The 14,988-nt window shown below is 57.1% G+C and carries 16 protein-coding genes; 10 read left to right on the top strand and 6 right to left on the bottom strand.

The window, feature by feature from the left end:
* Window positions 1–4 precede the first annotated feature (4 nt).
* Both AC1DE4_RS10530 and secB read left to right on the top strand, forming a co-directional pair.
* On the top strand, window positions 5–496 hold the full coding sequence (locus AC1DE4_RS10530; protein ID WP_062373746.1) for an FxsA family protein: 492 nt from the start codon (window positions 5–7) through the stop codon (window positions 494–496).
* Window positions 497–584: 88 nt separating this feature from the next.
* Window positions 585–1,067 carry a protein-export chaperone SecB gene (gene secB / locus AC1DE4_RS10525; RefSeq protein WP_016556856.1) on the top strand — a complete coding sequence of 161 codons (483 nt, stop codon included), beginning with the start codon at window positions 585–587 and terminating at the stop codon, window positions 1,065–1,067.
* A 57-nt stretch (window positions 1,068–1,124) separates the two neighbouring features.
* On the opposite strand, the gene dnaQ is transcribed toward secB, so the two are convergent.
* From dnaQ to AC1DE4_RS10500, 5 genes are read right to left on the bottom strand one after another with little or no spacing between them, the layout of a single operon-like run.
* Window positions 1,125–1,835: a DNA polymerase III subunit epsilon gene (gene dnaQ, locus AC1DE4_RS10520; protein ID WP_025657934.1), complete on the bottom strand. Its 711-nt coding sequence runs from the start codon at window positions 1,833–1,835 to the stop codon at window positions 1,125–1,127.
* Window positions 1,828–2,439: a dephospho-CoA kinase gene (gene coaE / locus AC1DE4_RS10515; protein ID WP_025657935.1), complete on the bottom strand. Its 612-nt coding sequence runs from the start codon at window positions 2,437–2,439 to the stop codon at window positions 1,828–1,830. Before coaE ends, dnaQ begins: the two co-directional genes overlap by 8 nt.
* On the bottom strand, window positions 2,439–3,296 hold the full coding sequence (locus tag AC1DE4_RS10510; protein WP_025657936.1) for a shikimate dehydrogenase: 858 nt from the start codon (window positions 3,294–3,296) through the stop codon (window positions 2,439–2,441). The genes coaE and AC1DE4_RS10510 overlap by 1 nt, the downstream gene beginning before the upstream one ends.
* Window positions 3,289–3,888 (bottom strand): Maf-like protein, encoded by a 600-nt coding sequence (locus AC1DE4_RS10505; protein ID WP_025657937.1) that lies wholly within the window; start codon window positions 3,886–3,888, stop codon window positions 3,289–3,291. The genes AC1DE4_RS10510 and AC1DE4_RS10505 overlap by 8 nt, the downstream gene beginning before the upstream one ends.
* 31 nt (window positions 3,889–3,919) lie before the next feature.
* Entirely contained in the window at window positions 3,920–4,741 is an 822-nt protein-coding gene (locus AC1DE4_RS10500) for a pyruvate, water dikinase regulatory protein (protein WP_477881288.1), read from the bottom strand.
* A 426-nt stretch (window positions 4,742–5,167) separates the two neighbouring features.
* Between AC1DE4_RS10500 and hemE the strand changes: the two genes are divergently transcribed.
* The 8 genes from hemE to AC1DE4_RS10460 all read left to right on the top strand — a co-directional run bounded on the left by hemE (window position 5,168) and on the right by AC1DE4_RS10460 (window position 13,939).
* A complete protein-coding gene (gene hemE, locus AC1DE4_RS10495; RefSeq protein ID WP_477881286.1) occupies window positions 5,168–6,178 on the top strand; it encodes a uroporphyrinogen decarboxylase in 1,011 nt (336 codons plus the stop codon).
* A gap of 3 nt (window positions 6,179–6,181) precedes the next feature.
* On the top strand, window positions 6,182–6,718 hold the full coding sequence (gene hemJ / locus AC1DE4_RS10490; protein WP_025657940.1) for a protoporphyrinogen oxidase HemJ: 537 nt from the start codon (window positions 6,182–6,184) through the stop codon (window positions 6,716–6,718).
* A gap of 192 nt (window positions 6,719–6,910) precedes the next feature.
* Window positions 6,911–8,176, top strand: coding sequence for a transcription termination factor Rho (rho, locus tag AC1DE4_RS10485; protein ID WP_018858949.1), 1,266 nt, complete (start codon window positions 6,911–6,913; stop codon window positions 8,174–8,176).
* Between the two features lie 95 nt (window positions 8,177–8,271).
* Window positions 8,272–9,585, top strand: coding sequence for a tRNA uridine-5-carboxymethylaminomethyl(34) synthesis GTPase MnmE (mnmE, locus tag AC1DE4_RS10480; RefSeq protein ID WP_477881284.1), 1,314 nt, complete (start codon window positions 8,272–8,274; stop codon window positions 9,583–9,585).
* Window positions 9,586–9,691: 106 nt separating this feature from the next.
* The gene (mnmG, locus tag AC1DE4_RS10475; RefSeq protein ID WP_477881282.1) at window positions 9,692–11,566 is read left to right on the top strand and encodes a tRNA uridine-5-carboxymethylaminomethyl(34) synthesis enzyme MnmG; all 1,875 of its coding nucleotides are present in this window, start codon (window positions 9,692–9,694) and stop codon (window positions 11,564–11,566) included.
* Between the two features lie 32 nt (window positions 11,567–11,598).
* Window positions 11,599–12,216, top strand: coding sequence for a 16S rRNA (guanine(527)-N(7))-methyltransferase RsmG (gene rsmG, locus AC1DE4_RS10470; protein ID WP_025657943.1), 618 nt, complete (start codon window positions 11,599–11,601; stop codon window positions 12,214–12,216).
* 17 nt (window positions 12,217–12,233) lie between these two features.
* Window positions 12,234–13,028 (top strand): ParA family protein, encoded by a 795-nt coding sequence (locus AC1DE4_RS10465; RefSeq protein WP_025657944.1) that lies wholly within the window; start codon window positions 12,234–12,236, stop codon window positions 13,026–13,028.
* 26 nt (window positions 13,029–13,054) lie between these two features.
* Window positions 13,055–13,939, top strand: a complete 885-nt coding sequence (locus AC1DE4_RS10460) for a ParB/RepB/Spo0J family partition protein (protein ID WP_025657945.1) — start codon at window positions 13,055–13,057, stop codon at window positions 13,937–13,939.
* 9 nt (window positions 13,940–13,948) lie between these two features.
* Here AC1DE4_RS10460 and holA read toward each other — a convergent pair whose 3' ends face one another.
* Window positions 13,949–14,983, bottom strand: a complete 1,035-nt coding sequence (gene holA, locus AC1DE4_RS10455; protein WP_025657946.1) for a DNA polymerase III subunit delta — start codon at window positions 14,981–14,983, stop codon at window positions 13,949–13,951.
* Between the last annotated feature and the right edge of the window lie 5 nt (window positions 14,984–14,988).

Raw genomic sequence — 14,988 nt, 5'->3', positions numbered from 1 at the left:
AACGATGCCCTTGAAGATCCTGCCTGGTTTTCTGTTGCTGCTTCCGCTCGCCGAGATTGCCGGTTTCGTGCTTGTCGGAAAGGCGATCGGACTTTGGCCGACGCTGGCGCTTGTCATATTGAGCTTCATGGTCGGCATGGCCCTGCTCAGGCGCCAGGGCATCGGGATTCTCCGCCGTATGTCCGCCGAGGGGCGAAACGGCATGGTGCCGGGGCGCGAGCTGCTTCGACCGGCGATGTTCGTGATCGCTTCCCTGTTGCTGATGATCCCCGGCTTCATCACCGACATCGTGGCTTTGTTGATCTTCATTCCGGCTGTGCGCGATCTGGCCTGGCAATATGTCAGCCGCCGTTTCGTCGTCGTCGGTTCAACAAGCGGCTTCGACACGTCGAACCGCCCCAAGGACTCCAAGATCGTCGACCTCGACGACGAGGATTATCGACGCGAACCCAACGACAACTCTCCCTGGTCAGGGAAGCATATCGGCAAGGAATGACCAGCCCAGCCGGCCGACTGGCCCAGGGTTGTAACACCATGCCCGAAATGATAGAGCGGCACCATCCAATGCCCTCGAGGAAAAGCCAATGGCCGACGAAAACAGCAATAACGGTGCAACGAGCCCGAGCCTTACCATCCTTGCGCAGTACACCAAGGATCTCTCTTTCGAAAATCCGGGTGCTCCGCGTTCGCTGCAGGCGCGTGACAAGGCTCCGGCCATCAATATCAATGTCAACGTCAACGCCAATCCGCTCTCCGATACGGATTTCGATGTCGTTCTGTCTCTGAACGCCGAAGCCAAGGATGGCGACAAAACGGTATTCCATACCGAACTCGTCTATGGCGGCGTCTTCCGGATTGCCGGGTTCCCGCAGGAGCACATGCTGCCGGTTCTCTTCATTGAGTGCCCGCGCATGCTGTTCCCGTTCGCACGTCAGATCATTGCCGACGTCACGCGCAATGGCGGCTTCCCGCCCCTGATGATCGATCCGATCGATTTCTCTCAGATGTTTGCGCAGCGGGTTGCCGAAGAGCAGGCCCGTGCCAAGGTACAGGCAACCACGAACTAACAGTTCGCGCATAGCACGCTGCAACAAAATGAAATGCCCGGGTCGCCCCGGGCATTTTTAGTTTGCGAGATCGTATTTTCCCCAGACGCCCTTCGCGCCGAGTTTGGCAATCAGCGCGTCATGGGCTTGCTGCTCTGCTTCGCTGAGACGTGGCGCAAGGGGCCGCGGACGCACAAGCGTCCCGATAATAATCTCCTCCACCAAGCTTTCCTGACCTGCCGAATTACTCGCGACGGTGCCGAGGCCAAGGGCGGCCTGACGACCACCGATCATCTCGATGTAGACATCGGCCAGCAGTTCGGAGTCGAGAAGCGCGCCGTGCTTCGTTCGATGCGTATTATCGATGCCATAGCGGCGGCAAAGTGCATCGAGGGAGTTGGGTCCCATCGGATGCTTGCGGCGCGCCATCGACAGTGTGTCGAGCACCCGGTCGGGCAGGATCGACGGCAAATCGAGCCTTGCGAGCTCGGCGTTTATAAAGCCCATATCGAACGTGGCGTTATGCGCGATCCACTTCGCGTCACCAAAGAAATCGATAATTTGCTGCGCAACATCTGCGAACGAAGGCTTGTCCTTCAGAAACTCGTCTGTGATGCCGTGCACGGCAAGCGCGTCCGGGTGCACTTTCTGGTCGCCCGGATTGATGTAGATGTGAATCGTATTCCCAGTCGGAAAATGATTGAAAAGCTCGATGCCGCCGATCTCGATAATGCGGTCCACACGGTTATCGAGGCCCGTGGTTTCCGTATCGAAAATGATTTCACGCATTCAGGAAGTCCCCGCTGGCGAGCCGCCGCTTTAGATCCGAGACGATCTCGGCGACCCGTTTTCTGGCCGTTTCGATGCTGTGCCCGGTATCGATCACATAATCGGCTCTTGCGCGCTTTTCCGCATCCGGCGTCTGGCGCGCAAGAATCATATCGAATTTTTCCACTGTCATGCCTGGCCGCGCAAGTACGCGTTCGCGCTGTATCTGTGGATCACAGCTAACGACCACGATCACATCGACCCTACTCTCGGCTCCTGTTTCGAACAACAGCGGGATATCGAGCAGCACCATGGGCGAGCCGCGCTGCCGCTCGCGTTCAGTGAATTCTGCTTCGCGTTTCCTCACGAGCGGGTGGACGATTGCTTCAAGGCGCTTGAACCCGTCGGCACTTCCAGCCAGCTGGCGGGCCAGTTCCTGCCGATCGACGGCACCCTCTTTCATGGTTCCGGGAAAGGCAGCATCGACAAGGGGCGCCGCCTCCCCCGCATAGAGATCATGGACGACGGCATCCGAATCATTCACAGGCACCCCCGCTTCTGCGAAGAGCTTTCCCATTGTTGATTTGCCCATTCCAATCGAGCCGGTCAGTCCGATCCGCAACATCAGTGCTTGTCCATATCCTCGATAATCAGCGCGCGCAGCTTGTCATCAACCTTCGGGCGATGCCCGAACCATTTCTCAAAACCTGGAACGGCCTGATGCAACAGCATGCCGAGACCATCGACAACGGCAAATCCTTGCCGTTCGGCTTGGACAAGGAAAGGAGTCTTCAGGGGGACGTAGACGATATCCGTTACGACGGCATCGGAGAGCAGCGGCGAAAAATCGATCTCCGGCGCATCCTCGCCGTCCATGCCAAGCGAAGTCGTGTTCACGAAAAGGCCGGCGCCGTGCATGACTTCCGCCAAGGCTGCCATCGAATGCGCTTTTACGCTCGAGCCAAACCTATCCGCCAATTCCTGAGCGCGTCCGACCGTCCTGTTGACCAGATGAATTTCCTTGATGCCCCGATCGCGCAGCGCCTGAATGATGGCGCGGCTCGCACCGCCGGCACCGAGGACCACGGCCGAGTGCGCCTTGTCCCAGCCAGGATGACGCTCGTCCAGATTTGCGGTGAAGCCGCCTCCATCCGTGTTCGTCGCTTTGAGCCGGCCCCCCTCCATCCAAAGCGTGTTGGATGCACCAAGTTCTTCAGAAAGCGCGTCCGGATCGTCAGCGAGTTTGAACGCCATCTCCTTGTGCGGGATCGTGACGTTGCCGCCTACGAAGCTAGCCTCGCCGCTCTTCAGCGATGCGATAAAGGCTGGAAAATCGGCTGGCGCGACTTCATGGGCGCGATACGATCCCGGCAGTCCAAGTGTCTTGAGCCAATAGCCATGGATCAGAGGCGACCGGGAGTGTTTGACAGGAAACCCCGTGACGAAAGCCCGCGGCCCGAATGTTTCACGTGAATCATCCATCAATCGCACCCAATTCTCTCAACTTTTCCAACAGAGGTAGCATCGGTAATCCCAGGATTGTAAAATAGTCCCCGTCGATCCGCGAAAACAATTGAAGCCCCTCCCCCTCGAGTTGGTAAGCGCCGACGCTCGTGAGTGCCTTCTCTCCGACGCGCTTTAAATGCCGCTGGATAAAGTCCGCATCCAGCGGACGCATCGTCAGCTCAGCGTGTGAAACATGCTCCCAGACGATGTCGCCGTCGTAGGCAATCGCGATCGCACTGTTCAACCGGTGCATCTGGCCCGACAGTATGCGAAGGTGGTTCTCCGCATCAGCCATATCCCTGGGCTTATGAAAGGTCTGCGGGCCAAGAGACATCGTTTGGTCCGAGCCGATCACCAGACAGGCCGGATACCGATCACTGACTTCTTTCGCCTTCGCCTTGGCGAGAACGAGGGCCACGGCATCCGGTGTTGCGCCTTCTCGTTCGAGCGGCGCTTCGACCGACCGCTCGTCAATATGAGCCGCATGAGCCTCGAAGGTGAGGCCGGCATTTTGCATCAGCATGCGACGGAACGGGCTGGAGGATGCGAGGATAAGCTTCGGTGTCATGGAGCCTCGAACAGGTTTGGTGCGGCAGCGCTTAACGCAGCTTCGGACGGAGAGCAACAATCGCCGCCGCGGTCTCTTCGATGGAGCGGCGCGTCACGTCGATGAGTGGCCAATTGTGCCGGGCGCAGAGCGACCGTGCGTATTTCAACTCCTCCGATATGGCGGCTCGGTCCGTGTATTGCCCGCGATCAAAACCGGGGGTCGCTCCGAGGATACGGTTCTCCCGGACCTGAGAGATGCGATCGGTGGTAGCGATCAGACAGACGATCAAGKGTTTGGTGGTCGCGAACAGGCTTTCCGGGAGCGGCACGCCATAGACGACGGGGATGTTGGCGGTCTTGATACCACGATTGGCGAGGTAGATGCTCGTCGGCGTTTTCGACGTCCGACTGATGCCGAGAATCACGACGTCGGCGTCATTGTAATCATCGGGCATCTGGCCGTCGTCGTGATCCATCGTGAAATTGAGCGCTTCGATGCGAGCGAAATAGCCGGCATTCATCACATGCTGGGCACCGACACGCCGGCGCGACGGTGCGCCAAGATAGATCTGAAAGGCGTCCATGACGGGCTCGAGCACGTTCACGGAAGCGACACCCATCTCCGCACAGCGCTGATCGACCAACGTCGCGAGTTCACGGTCAACGATCGTATATAGAACGATCCCAGGCTGACTATCAATCGTCTGTAAAACCTGCAGAAGCTGCTTGCGATTTCGGACCAGCGGATAGACGTGTTCGATCGGCTGAGCGGATTTGAATTGTGCCGACGCGGCGCGCCCGGCCGAAATCAACGTTTCGCCGGTCGAGTCAGAAATCAGATGCAGATGGAAGAAGTTCGTGCGGTTCTCCACGCTATTTTCCGGGGCCTGTTGAAAAGACTGGACAACGGAGAGCTAAGAGACGCGGCACGGGTAAGGCAAGGGAAAACATGCCGCCTTTTCCACAAATGGAATTTCGTGGGAGCTGCTAAACGCGCTTTGTTGGTTCTGTGGACAGCTCCTGAAAGTTCCGCGCCTTTCCAAGGCTTTTCCACAGTTCAACGCCAAAAGGCTGCCTTTTATTTGATTGGAATCATTTGCGTTTTCTTAGTTATCCACGATATCGGCTTGATAAGCTGTTATTCTGTCCATTGGAATCGGCGATGGCGCGACAAAACGCTCTGGTCGTGGACAGATTTTAATCCTTGATAGAAACAGACTCTAAGAAATAGAAACCTTTTAAAAGATCTTTGTATTTTTATAGGGAAGAAGCGCGTGGGTGAAAGCGGTCGGAAAATCATGAGAGTCTTGGACGGCGAAACGCTCAGTCCTCCTCCAATCTGGCTGATGAGACAGGCGGGACGATATCTCCCCGAGTACAGAGAAACGCGCGCGAAAGCCGGGAGTTTCCTCGACCTCTGTTATACGCCTGATCACGCAGTCGAGGTAACGCTCCAACCTATCCGCCGTTATGGCTTTGATGCAGCCATCCTCTTCTCGGATATCCTTGTGATCCCGGATGCGATGAAGCGCAACGTTCGCTTCACGGAAGGGCATGGACCGGAAATGGATCCGATCGACGAAGCTGGCATCGACGGGATCGAGACAGAGCATGTCATCGCCTACCTGAAGCCGGTTCTGGAAACGGTGGAGCGCCTGCGACGCGAACTTCCTTCCGAGACCACCCTGCTCGGCTTCTGCGGCGCACCGTGGACGGTTGCGACTTATATGATCGCTGGCCATGGAACGCCTGACCAGGCTCCAGCGCGGCTATTTGCCTACAAGTATCCGAAGGCCTTCGAACGCTTGCTCGCAGTCCTGGCTGAGGTGTCGGCCGATTATTTGGTCGCGCAGATCGATGCGGGTGCCGATGCCGTGCAGATTTTCGATTCCTGGGCCGGTGTTCTCGGCGAGCGGGAATTCGAGGCTTTCGCCGTGAAGCCTGTTGCACGGATGATCGCGTCTATCAGGGCGCGGCGTCCGAACGCTCGAGTGATTGCCTTTGCCAAAGGCGCTGGGTTCCTGCTGAGAGATTATCGGCAGAAGACGAAGGCTGATGCGATCGGGCTCGACTGGTCGGTGCCTTTGGATTTTGCCGCGGAGCTGCAGAAGGACGGAGCCGTGCAAGGCAATCTTGATCCGATGCGTGTGGTTGCCGGCGGTGCGGCGCTGTCGGAGGGGATCAATGATATTCTCGACAACCTCGGCGATGGTCCGCTGATATTCAATCTCGGCCACGGGATCACGCCACAGGCCGACCCTCGAAACGTGGCGCTGCTCGTCGAGCAGGTCCGCGGTTGGAGACGCTAGCACATGGCAAAGCAGACGGATGAGAGGCCGGGCACCTATGCGCGTCGCCGTGCCCACTTTGCGATCCTGTTTTTCGTGCTTCTTGGCCTGGGACTATTCCTCTGGAACCCGGACAATCTCTATCTCTGGATAAAGGCTCTTCACATTATCGCGGTGATCTCGTGGATGGCCGGACTGTTCTACATGCCGCGCCTCTTCATCTACCATACCGATGCGGAACCGGGCTCGACGCAGTCGGAGACATTCAAGGTGATGGAGCGTCGCCTGCTCCGGGTGATCATGAACCCGGCGATGATGCTGACCTGGATCTTTGGCCTCTATCTCGCTTGGTCCGTTTATGGTTTCCAGGGTGGTTGGCTGCACGCGAAGATCGGCCTGGTTGTGCTTTTGACTGCCGTCCATGTTTTTTTCTCGCGGGCAGCAAGAGCGTTCGAGCGCGATGAGAACCGCCATTCAGCGCGTTACTGGCGCTTCATGAACGAGGCGCCGACGGTTCTGATGATCGCGATTGTCATTCTGGTCGTGGTCAAGCCGTTCTGAGAAAAAGCGGGTTCGGTTAAATTTGCTTGATTTTAAGCAGCCCCCTTGCGGCGGTGAGCCTTACTCGCTATTTTCGCTCCACCTCATCCTTGTGGCATGTATGTAAAGTTCGATCGTCTGCGATCCCTTCGCAGGACCGATTACAGCCCTCGACATCGCCTCCCCCCTGAATTTAAGAGTAATGGTCACTTCATGGCTGAAATGAAGCTTCAAGAACTTAAGAGTAAGTCCCCGACGGATCTGCTGGCATTTGCCGAATCGCTCGAGGTCGAAAATGCGAGCACGATGCGCAAACAGGAATTGATGTTTGCAATCCTGAAGGTGCTTGCCAGCCAGGATGTGGAGATTATCGGCGAAGGCGTCGTTGAAGTGCTCCAGGATGGCTTTGGCTTCCTGCGCTCTGCCAACGCCAACTACCTCCCGGGCCCGGACGATATCTACATCTCACCCTCCCAGATCCGCCGCTTCTCTTTGAAGACCGGCGACACGGTAGAGGGTCCGATCCGCGGGCCTAAGGAAGGCGAACGCTACTTTGCGCTGCTCAAGGTCAACACCATCAATTTCGACGATCCCGAGAAGATCCGTCACAAGGTGCATTTCGATAACCTGACGCCGCTCTATCCGAACGAACGCTTCAGGATGGAATTGGATATCCCGACCTCGAAGGATCTTTCGCCGCGCGTCATCGATCTCGTCGCGCCGCTTGGCAAGGGCCAGCGCGGACTGATCGTCGCTCCGCCGCGTACCGGTAAGACGGTTCTGCTGCAGAACATCGCGCACTCGATTACGGCGAATCATCCCGAGTGCTATCTGATTGTTCTTCTCATCGACGAACGTCCGGAAGAAGTCACGGACATGCAGCGTTCCGTTCGCGGCGAAGTCATCTCCTCGACGTTCGACGAACCCGCTGTACGCCATGTGCAGGTGGCGGAAATGGTTATCGAAAAGGCAAAGCGCCTTGTGGAGCACGGCCGTGATGTTGTGATCCTGCTGGATTCGATTACGCGCCTCGGCCGCGCATACAACACGGTTGTCCCCTCGTCCGGTAAGGTTCTCACGGGTGGCGTCGATGCGAACGCCCTGCAGCGCCCGAAGCGCTTCTTCGGCGCAGCGCGCAACATCGAAGAAGGTGGTTCGCTTACGATCATCGCGACCGCGCTGATCGATACCGGCAGCCGCATGGACGAAGTGATTTTCGAAGAGTTCAAGGGAACCGGTAACTCGGAAATCGTTCTCGACCGTAAGGTTGCCGATAAGCGTATCTTCCCGGCCATGGACATTTTGAAGTCCGGCACGCGTAAGGAAGACCTCCTCGTTCCGCGTCAGGATCTCCAGAAGATCTTCGTGCTGCGCCGCATCCTGGCTCCGATGGGAACGACCGACGCGATCGAATTCCTGATCGACAAGTTGAAGCAGACGAAGAACAATCCGGACTTCTTCGATTCTATGAATACGTGATCCTTAGCCGGATTCTTTGATAAGCCGGTCACTGCTGTGGCCGGCTTTTCCATTTGTAGCGAAAACTCTCTTCAGCCTTGAACTGGAGTAGTAAAATGTCGTCTAACAATGAAACGATCTTCGCGCTCTCGAGTGGCCCTGTCCCGGCCGGCTTGGCCGTCGTTAGAATTAGTGGAGAGGAAGTGCCGGCGGTTGTCGCCTCTCTCGTTGGCGACGTGCCGCCTGCGCGGCAGGCAGCATTACGATCGATTCGGACTCGTAATGGTCTTGTCATCGACACCGGCCTTATTCTGTTCTTTCCGGCACCCCATTCCTTTACCGGCGAGAATGTTGCCGAACTGCACCTGCATGGCGGCCGCGCGGTCGTCGACGCATTGCATCGTGAGCTCGTCCAATTCCGCAATCTGCGGCCGGCGGCACCAGGCGAATTTTCACGGCGAGCATTTGAGAACGGCAAGCTCGATCTAATCGAGATCGAAGGCTTGGCAGATCTTATCGCCGCCGAGACTGAGATGCAGCGGCGTCTCGCGGTCGAGCAAAGCTCCGGGGGGTTGTCGTCGATCTACAATGGCTGGTCAGACAGGCTGACGCGTGCACGCGCACTGATCGAGGCCGAACTGGATTTTCCCGACGAAGAAGACGTTCCGGGTTCAGTCTCAGATCAGGTTTGGGCGGATGTGGCGAGCCTGGTTAACGAATTGAAAAGCCATCTGGAGCAACTCGAAGCCGGAGAGATCATCCGCGATGGGTTCAAGGTCGTCATAGCGGGCAAGCCGAATGCCGGCAAGTCGAGCCTTATGAACGCCTTGGCGAAACGCGATGTTGCGATCGTCACTGACATCGCTGGCACGACACGGGATGTGCTGCATGTCGATCTCAGCATGGATGGCTATCTTGTCAAGCTCTACGACACTGCTGGTCTGCGCGAGACGGATGAGATCGTGGAGCGCGAGGGCATTCGACGGGCTGAGAAGATCATTGCAGAGGCCGACCTGGTAATTTTCATCGAGGACGTATCGATTAAAAGTGAAGCTGAGGAAGTGCCCGACGATGCCGTTCTGGTAGGAACGAAATCCGATTTGCCGCGTCAAAGTGCTAGAGAGTTTGATCTATTGATTTCGATCACGCATGGAATTGGTCTCGATGCGCTCCGAAGCTTGATCGTTGACCGCCTTAAAGCAAAGGTACATCCGCAGTCCATGGCGATCCCGAGCCGCGCACGCCACAAGGAAACACTGACACAGACATTGGCTGCGCTGCGAGCGTCACTTCATGACCCTCATCGTGGTCTGGATCTACGGGCCGAGGACCTGCGTGTCGCGAGTGACGCCTTGGGACGAGTGACTGGGCGTGTGGATGTCGAGAATTTGCTTGATGTGATCTTCGGTGAATTCTGCATCGGAAAATGATTCACGTGAAACATCGGAATCATGCCCTGTCATCTGGTTTCACGTGAAACGCCTTGACTCCCTGGGCGACATCGCTCATCACCTGACGATCTCAGGAGCTTAAATAATGGATACCTCACGGTTCGATGTCATCGTCATCGGAGGCGGGCATGCTGGATGCGAAGCCGCTGCCGCCGCCGCGCGCCTTGGAGCGAACACGGCGCTGGTGACTCATCGTCGCGATACCATCGGGATCATGTCCTGCAATCCGGCGATTGGAGGACTTGGCAAAGGACACCTGGTCCGAGAGATCGATGCCATGGACGGTCTGATGGGCCGCGTTGCTGATGCGGCCGGCATTCAGTTCCGGATGCTGAATCGAAAGAAGGGGCCGGCTGTTCGCGGCCCGCGTAGCCAAGCGGATCGGAAGCTCTATCGGCAGGCTATGCTTGCGTCGATCGAGAGCATTGAGAATCTCACTGTGGTCGAGGGCGACGCGTTCGATCTATCTATTAAAGACGGTCGGATCGCCGCGGTTGTCATGAAAGATAGCCGGATTCTCAAGTGCGCATCAGTTGTGTTGACAACGGGGACCTTCCTGCGTGGACTCATTCACATCGGCGACCAAAAGATACCCGCAGGTCGCGTTGGTGAAGAGCCATCGGTGGGGCTTTCTCAAACGCTCTTAAATTTGGGCGTTCGTCTCGGGCGGCTGAAGACCGGAACGCCGGCGCGGCTGGATGGGACGACGATCGATTGGGAGAGTGTCGGCCAACAGGGAGCGGACGAGGATCCTGTCCCCTTCTCTTTTATGACAGATCATATCTTGAACCCACAAATCACCTGTGGCGTTACGCGCACGACGGAGGCGACCCATCGCATCATCGTCGAGAATTTGAAGCGTTCGGCCATGTATTCGGGGCAGATTGAAGGCGTCGGACCTCGCTATTGCCCGTCGATCGAGGATAAGCTTGTTAAGTTTGGCGAACGTGACGGACACCAAGTCTTTCTTGAGCCGGAAGGCCTGGATGACAGCACAGTCTATCCCAACGGTATCTCGACATCCCTCCCCGCCGAGATCCAGGATGCGTTCATTCATACTATTCCTGGTCTCGAACGGGTCCGCATTGTGCAGCCGGGTTATGCAATTGAGTACGATCATGTCGATCCGCGTGAGTTGAAACCATCGCTCGAAGTGAAGAAGATGCCAGGCCTGTTTTTGGCTGGGCAGATCAATGGAACGACGGGATACGAGGAGGCTGGAGCTCAAGGCCTCGTCGCTGGCATCAATGCTGCGCGCCTGGCTGGCGGTCAGGACGAGGTTCGCTTCAGCAGAACCGATTCCTATATCGGTGTGATGGTGGATGACCTGACCTCGCGCGGGGTTGCTGAACCATACCGTATGTTCACTTCCCGGGCCGAATACCGCTTATCGTTGAGGGCTGACAATGCGGATGTCAGGCTGACGCCGTTGGCAATACAGATAGGCGCAGCCTCGGCCGGTCGTCGGGACCGTTTTCAAGCCTATGGCGAGGCGCTGGATGCGGGCCGCGCTCAGTTGGCATCACTTTCCGTGACGCCAAGCGAAGCCGGGCGATTCGGTCTAAAGCTGAACCAGGACGGCCAACGGCGGTCGGCGTATGAGCTTCTGTCCTACCCGGATATTAGCTTGCCGGATCTTGCGCCGATCTGGCCAGAACTAAGAGAGCTGAATGGCCGCGTGGCTGAAGCTCTGGAGATCGAAGCGAGCTATGCGGTTTACATGGAACGGCAGTCGGCTGATATCGCTCACGTAAAGCGGGATGAAGACCGCGTGATACCGGCCGACTTCGATTTCAATGTGTTGTCCGGTCTGTCTAACGAACTGAAGCAGAAGTTGCGTACTATCCGTCCCTACAACGTTGCACAGGCAACAAAAATCGATGGGATGACGCCCGCGGCGATCTCGTTGTTGCTCGTGCACCTGCGTCGCGGCGCGACAAATGTTGCGGCATCCGCTTGACGTTATCCTATGCAATCTGCGAGAGTCCCACCATGCAACTGAACGGCCGACGTGTTTCACGTGAAACACAGGAACGTCTCGAACACTTTGTGGCCCTCTTTCAAAAGTGGGCGAAGTCGATCAACCTGACTGCACCGTCAACGCTCGCCGATGCCTGGAGCCGGCATATTGCAGACTCGGTGCAAATCTTCCAGCTCCAGCCGTTCCCTCGCACGTGGATTGACCTAGGCAGCGGGGGTGGCTTTCCGGGCATTGTGACGGCCATCATGCTGGCGGAGCTCAGCGATGGATGGGTCCATCTCGTGGAAAGCAATCACAAGAAGGCGGCCTTTCTGCGCACGGCGCTCCGGGAAACCGGCGGCAGAGGCTCTATTCACGCTGTTCGAATAGAAGACGCCCCTGCCATCGTGGAGAACTGCGACTTTGTTTCCGCGCGAGCGCTTGCGGACCTAGGCAAATTGCTGGGCTTTATTGAACCGTGGTCGAAACGGAATGAAAACCTCCGAGCTTACTTTCATAAAGGCCGGGATTACCGGAGCGAGATCGAGAAAGCGCATGGTGACTGGAGATTCGATCTGTTAGAACATAAAAGCGCTGTCGAGCAGGATTCCGTCGTTTTGGAAATCTTCAATCTCCAGCGTGTGGCTTAACAGATCGGGCTTTGGCTATGGCTGGCGAACGAAATCGTATAATCACCATCGCAAATCAGAAAGGTGGCGTCGGCAAGACCACGACTGCCATCAACTTGGCAACAGCTCTGGCCGCGATCGGCGAGCGGGTCTTGATCGTCGATCTCGATCCGCAGGGTAACGCCAGCACGGGCTTGGGGATCGATCGCAAACATCGCCGGCTATCTTCCTATGATCTTTTGCTCGGGGACTACGGCATCGAAGAAGTGTCGCAGGAAACCGCTGTTCCAAACCTCTACATCGTGCCGTCGACGATGGACTTGCTCGGCATTGAGATGGAGATTGCGAGCCAAAGCGATCGCGTTTTCAAACTCAAGAAGGCTTTCGCGAAAGAAGAGGCTTTCCGCTTCTCATATATTCTCGTTGACTGCCCGCCCTCCTTCAATCTGCTCACGATGAATGCGATGGCGGCCGCACATTCGGTGCTTGTGCCTCTGCAATGTGAGTTCTTTGCATTGGAAGGACTGAGTCAGCTCCTGGAGACGGTCGATCAGGTTCGACGTACCGTAAATCCCCACCTCGATATCCAGGGGATAGTGTTGACGATGTTCGATTCCCGCAACAATCTTGCGCAACAGGTTGTTAACGATGTTCGCACGCATCTAGGAGAGAAGGTCTACCACACGTTGATTCCTCGAAATGTTCGCGTGTCTGAGGCACCCTCCTATGGCAAGCCAGCAATTCTGTACGACCTGAAGTGCGCCGGCAGTCAGGCATATCTCCAGCTGGCGTCGGAAGTTATTCAGCGCGAACGGCAGCGTCTCGCGGCGTGATTTGAAAGAGAATGGCGAGTTTAGATATGAGCGATGACATCTCGAAAAGAAGGCTCGGCCGCGGGCTGGCCGCATTGATTGGTGAGATGGATCAACCGATGCCCGTTGATGCCGGCAAGCCCGGGGTCAGCGCCGATCGGATGGTCCCGATCGAGTTCGTCAGTCGCAATCCGCGCAATCCTCGACGGTTTTTCGACGATGGCGAATTGCATGAGCTCGCGGGTTCGATCCGGCAGCACGGTATCGTGCAGCCCATTGTGGTTCGCACATTGGCCGCCAGCCAGTTCGAGATTATAGCCGGCGAGAGACGGTGGCGCGCGGCACAACTTGCAGGCCTCGTTGAGATCCCGGTGATCGTGCGCGATGTCGATGACAAAACCGCTCTTGAGATTGCAATCGTAGAGAACGTTCAGCGCTCCGACCTCAATCCGCTGGAAGAGGCCCTCGGCTACGAGCAGTTGATGGCGGAGTATGGCTATACCCAGAACGATCTCGGCGAAATTATCGGCAAGAGCCGCAGTCACGTGGCGAATTCGCTGCGTCTCTTGAAACTGCCAGAGCCCGTTCGGGACCTTTTGGCCGCGGGAAGCCTCTCGGCCGGTCATGCCCGCGCCTTGGTGCCGACTTCCGATCCGACCGCCCTCGCCCGCACGATCGTTTCGAAAGGCATGTCGGTCCGTGACGCGGAGCGTTTGGCGCAGAATGATATCAAGGCTCAGTCGGAGCCGAAGATTCCGGGGCATCAGAAGGATCAGAAGGATTCAGATACGCTCGCCCTGGAACGCACCTTGTCGGATACGCTCGGCCTGGACGTGACGATCAATCACAAGGCAGGCGGCGGCCAGATCAGAATTTCCTATAAGTCGTTGGAACAATTGGAAGAAATCTGCCGGCTGCTCGAGCGCCGCTAAATGGAATCGCTATCGGCGCGCCGATTGCAGCGTCGTCGATAGCAGGCTCTGTAGAGCGATGCTGTCTTCCAACGACGCCCGTTTGCGCGTCTGCAGGATTGCCGCTTGCAGACGGTTTGCTTCGCGTGCCACCGCTTCTGCGGACCAGGTACGCAATGCTTGCTCGATAATCGGCTTGCGTCGGAAATGCAGATGACGACCAAGCGTCTGCATGACCTGAGCGGCCGACAATCGCTTCTCCTCCATCTCCGTCTTCATGGCGTCCAGCAACTGAAACTGCTTCAGACAGGCCTGGATCACAACAAACACCGCCGTCTTCGACGATATGATCTTTTGCATTGCATGCAGGAAGCTGCTTGGATTTCCGCTAAGGACGGCATCGACGGCGTCGTCCACCGAGATGGCGCTGGCGTCGCCTATTATTTCCGTAACGTGGTGCTCTTCGATGGTCGATTTTCCCCGACAATAGAGCGCCAGCTTTCGCAGTTCGTTGCGAGAGGCAATCCGATCCCCCCCTATCAGCTCCAGCAGGGCCTGGCGTGCATCGGGCGTGATGCCCAGGCCAGCGCTTGAAAGTTCGCTATCTATCAGGCCGTTGAGGGCGCGGGCATCGTCGGCATAGCAGGGTATCGCCATGACAGTGCGTGCTGTCTCGGCGGCTTTCCGCAGCAGCGAGCCCTTCTTGAGGTCACCGCCCTCAATAAGAACGAATGTGCCGTCCGGCATGTTCGCTGAAAGAACCTGGAGGGAGTCGACAAGATATTTCTCGTTGGCTGCACCACGGATCCAGATGAGCTTGTCACCTCCGAAAAGGCCAATTGCTCCCGCCTCGTCCAAGAGGCGACCTTGATCGCGCTGTAGGTCGCCGATATCGAGCTTGATCAGCGAAAACGGATCATCCAATGCCACGCCCGTCCTGCCGGCCAGCGAGGTGGCGCGCTCCGAAACAAGACCGCGATCCGGCCCATAAATCACAAAGAGCCGGTAGTTGCGGGCGGATCGCTCAAGAAAGCCTTCAAACTCGTGCGATTTGATTTCCGCCATGCATC

The sequence above is a fragment of the Rhizobium sp. 10N414 genome, from assembly GCF_056394785.1.
This window is presented reverse-complemented; position numbering and strand designations above follow the sequence as displayed.

Bases quoted from the DNA above. Each gene is read 5' to 3' on its own strand.
- AC1DE4_RS10530 (WP_062373746.1), top strand. From the start codon at position 5: ATGCCCTTGAAGATCCTGCCTGGTTTTCTGTTGCTGCTTCCGCTCGCC.
- secB (WP_016556856.1), top strand. From the start codon at position 585: ATGGCCGACGAAAACAGCAATAACGGTGCAACGAGCCCGAGCCTTACC.
- dnaQ (WP_025657934.1), bottom strand. From the start codon at position 1,835: ATGCGTGAAATCATTTTCGATACGGAAACCACGGGCCTCGATAACCGT.
- coaE (WP_025657935.1), bottom strand. From the start codon at position 2,439: ATGTTGCGGATCGGACTGACCGGCTCGATTGGAATGGGCAAATCAACA.
- AC1DE4_RS10510 (WP_025657936.1), bottom strand. From the start codon at position 3,296: ATGGATGATTCACGTGAAACATTCGGGCCGCGGGCTTTCGTCACGGGG.
- AC1DE4_RS10505 (WP_025657937.1), bottom strand. From the start codon at position 3,888: ATGACACCGAAGCTTATCCTCGCATCCTCCAGCCCGTTCCGTCGCATG.
- hemE (WP_477881286.1), top strand. From the start codon at position 5,168: ATGAGAGTCTTGGACGGCGAAACGCTCAGTCCTCCTCCAATCTGGCTG.
- hemJ (WP_025657940.1), top strand. From the start codon at position 6,182: ATGGCAAAGCAGACGGATGAGAGGCCGGGCACCTATGCGCGTCGCCGT.
- rho (WP_018858949.1), top strand. From the start codon at position 6,911: ATGGCTGAAATGAAGCTTCAAGAACTTAAGAGTAAGTCCCCGACGGAT.
- mnmE (WP_477881284.1), top strand. From the start codon at position 8,272: ATGTCGTCTAACAATGAAACGATCTTCGCGCTCTCGAGTGGCCCTGTC.
- mnmG (WP_477881282.1), top strand. From the start codon at position 9,692: ATGGATACCTCACGGTTCGATGTCATCGTCATCGGAGGCGGGCATGCT.
- rsmG (WP_025657943.1), top strand. From the start codon at position 11,599: ATGCAACTGAACGGCCGACGTGTTTCACGTGAAACACAGGAACGTCTC.
- AC1DE4_RS10465 (WP_025657944.1), top strand. From the start codon at position 12,234: ATGGCTGGCGAACGAAATCGTATAATCACCATCGCAAATCAGAAAGGT.
- AC1DE4_RS10460 (WP_025657945.1), top strand. From the start codon at position 13,055: ATGAGCGATGACATCTCGAAAAGAAGGCTCGGCCGCGGGCTGGCCGCA.
- holA (WP_025657946.1), bottom strand. From the start codon at position 14,983: ATGGCGGAAATCAAATCGCACGAGTTTGAAGGCTTTCTTGAGCGATCC.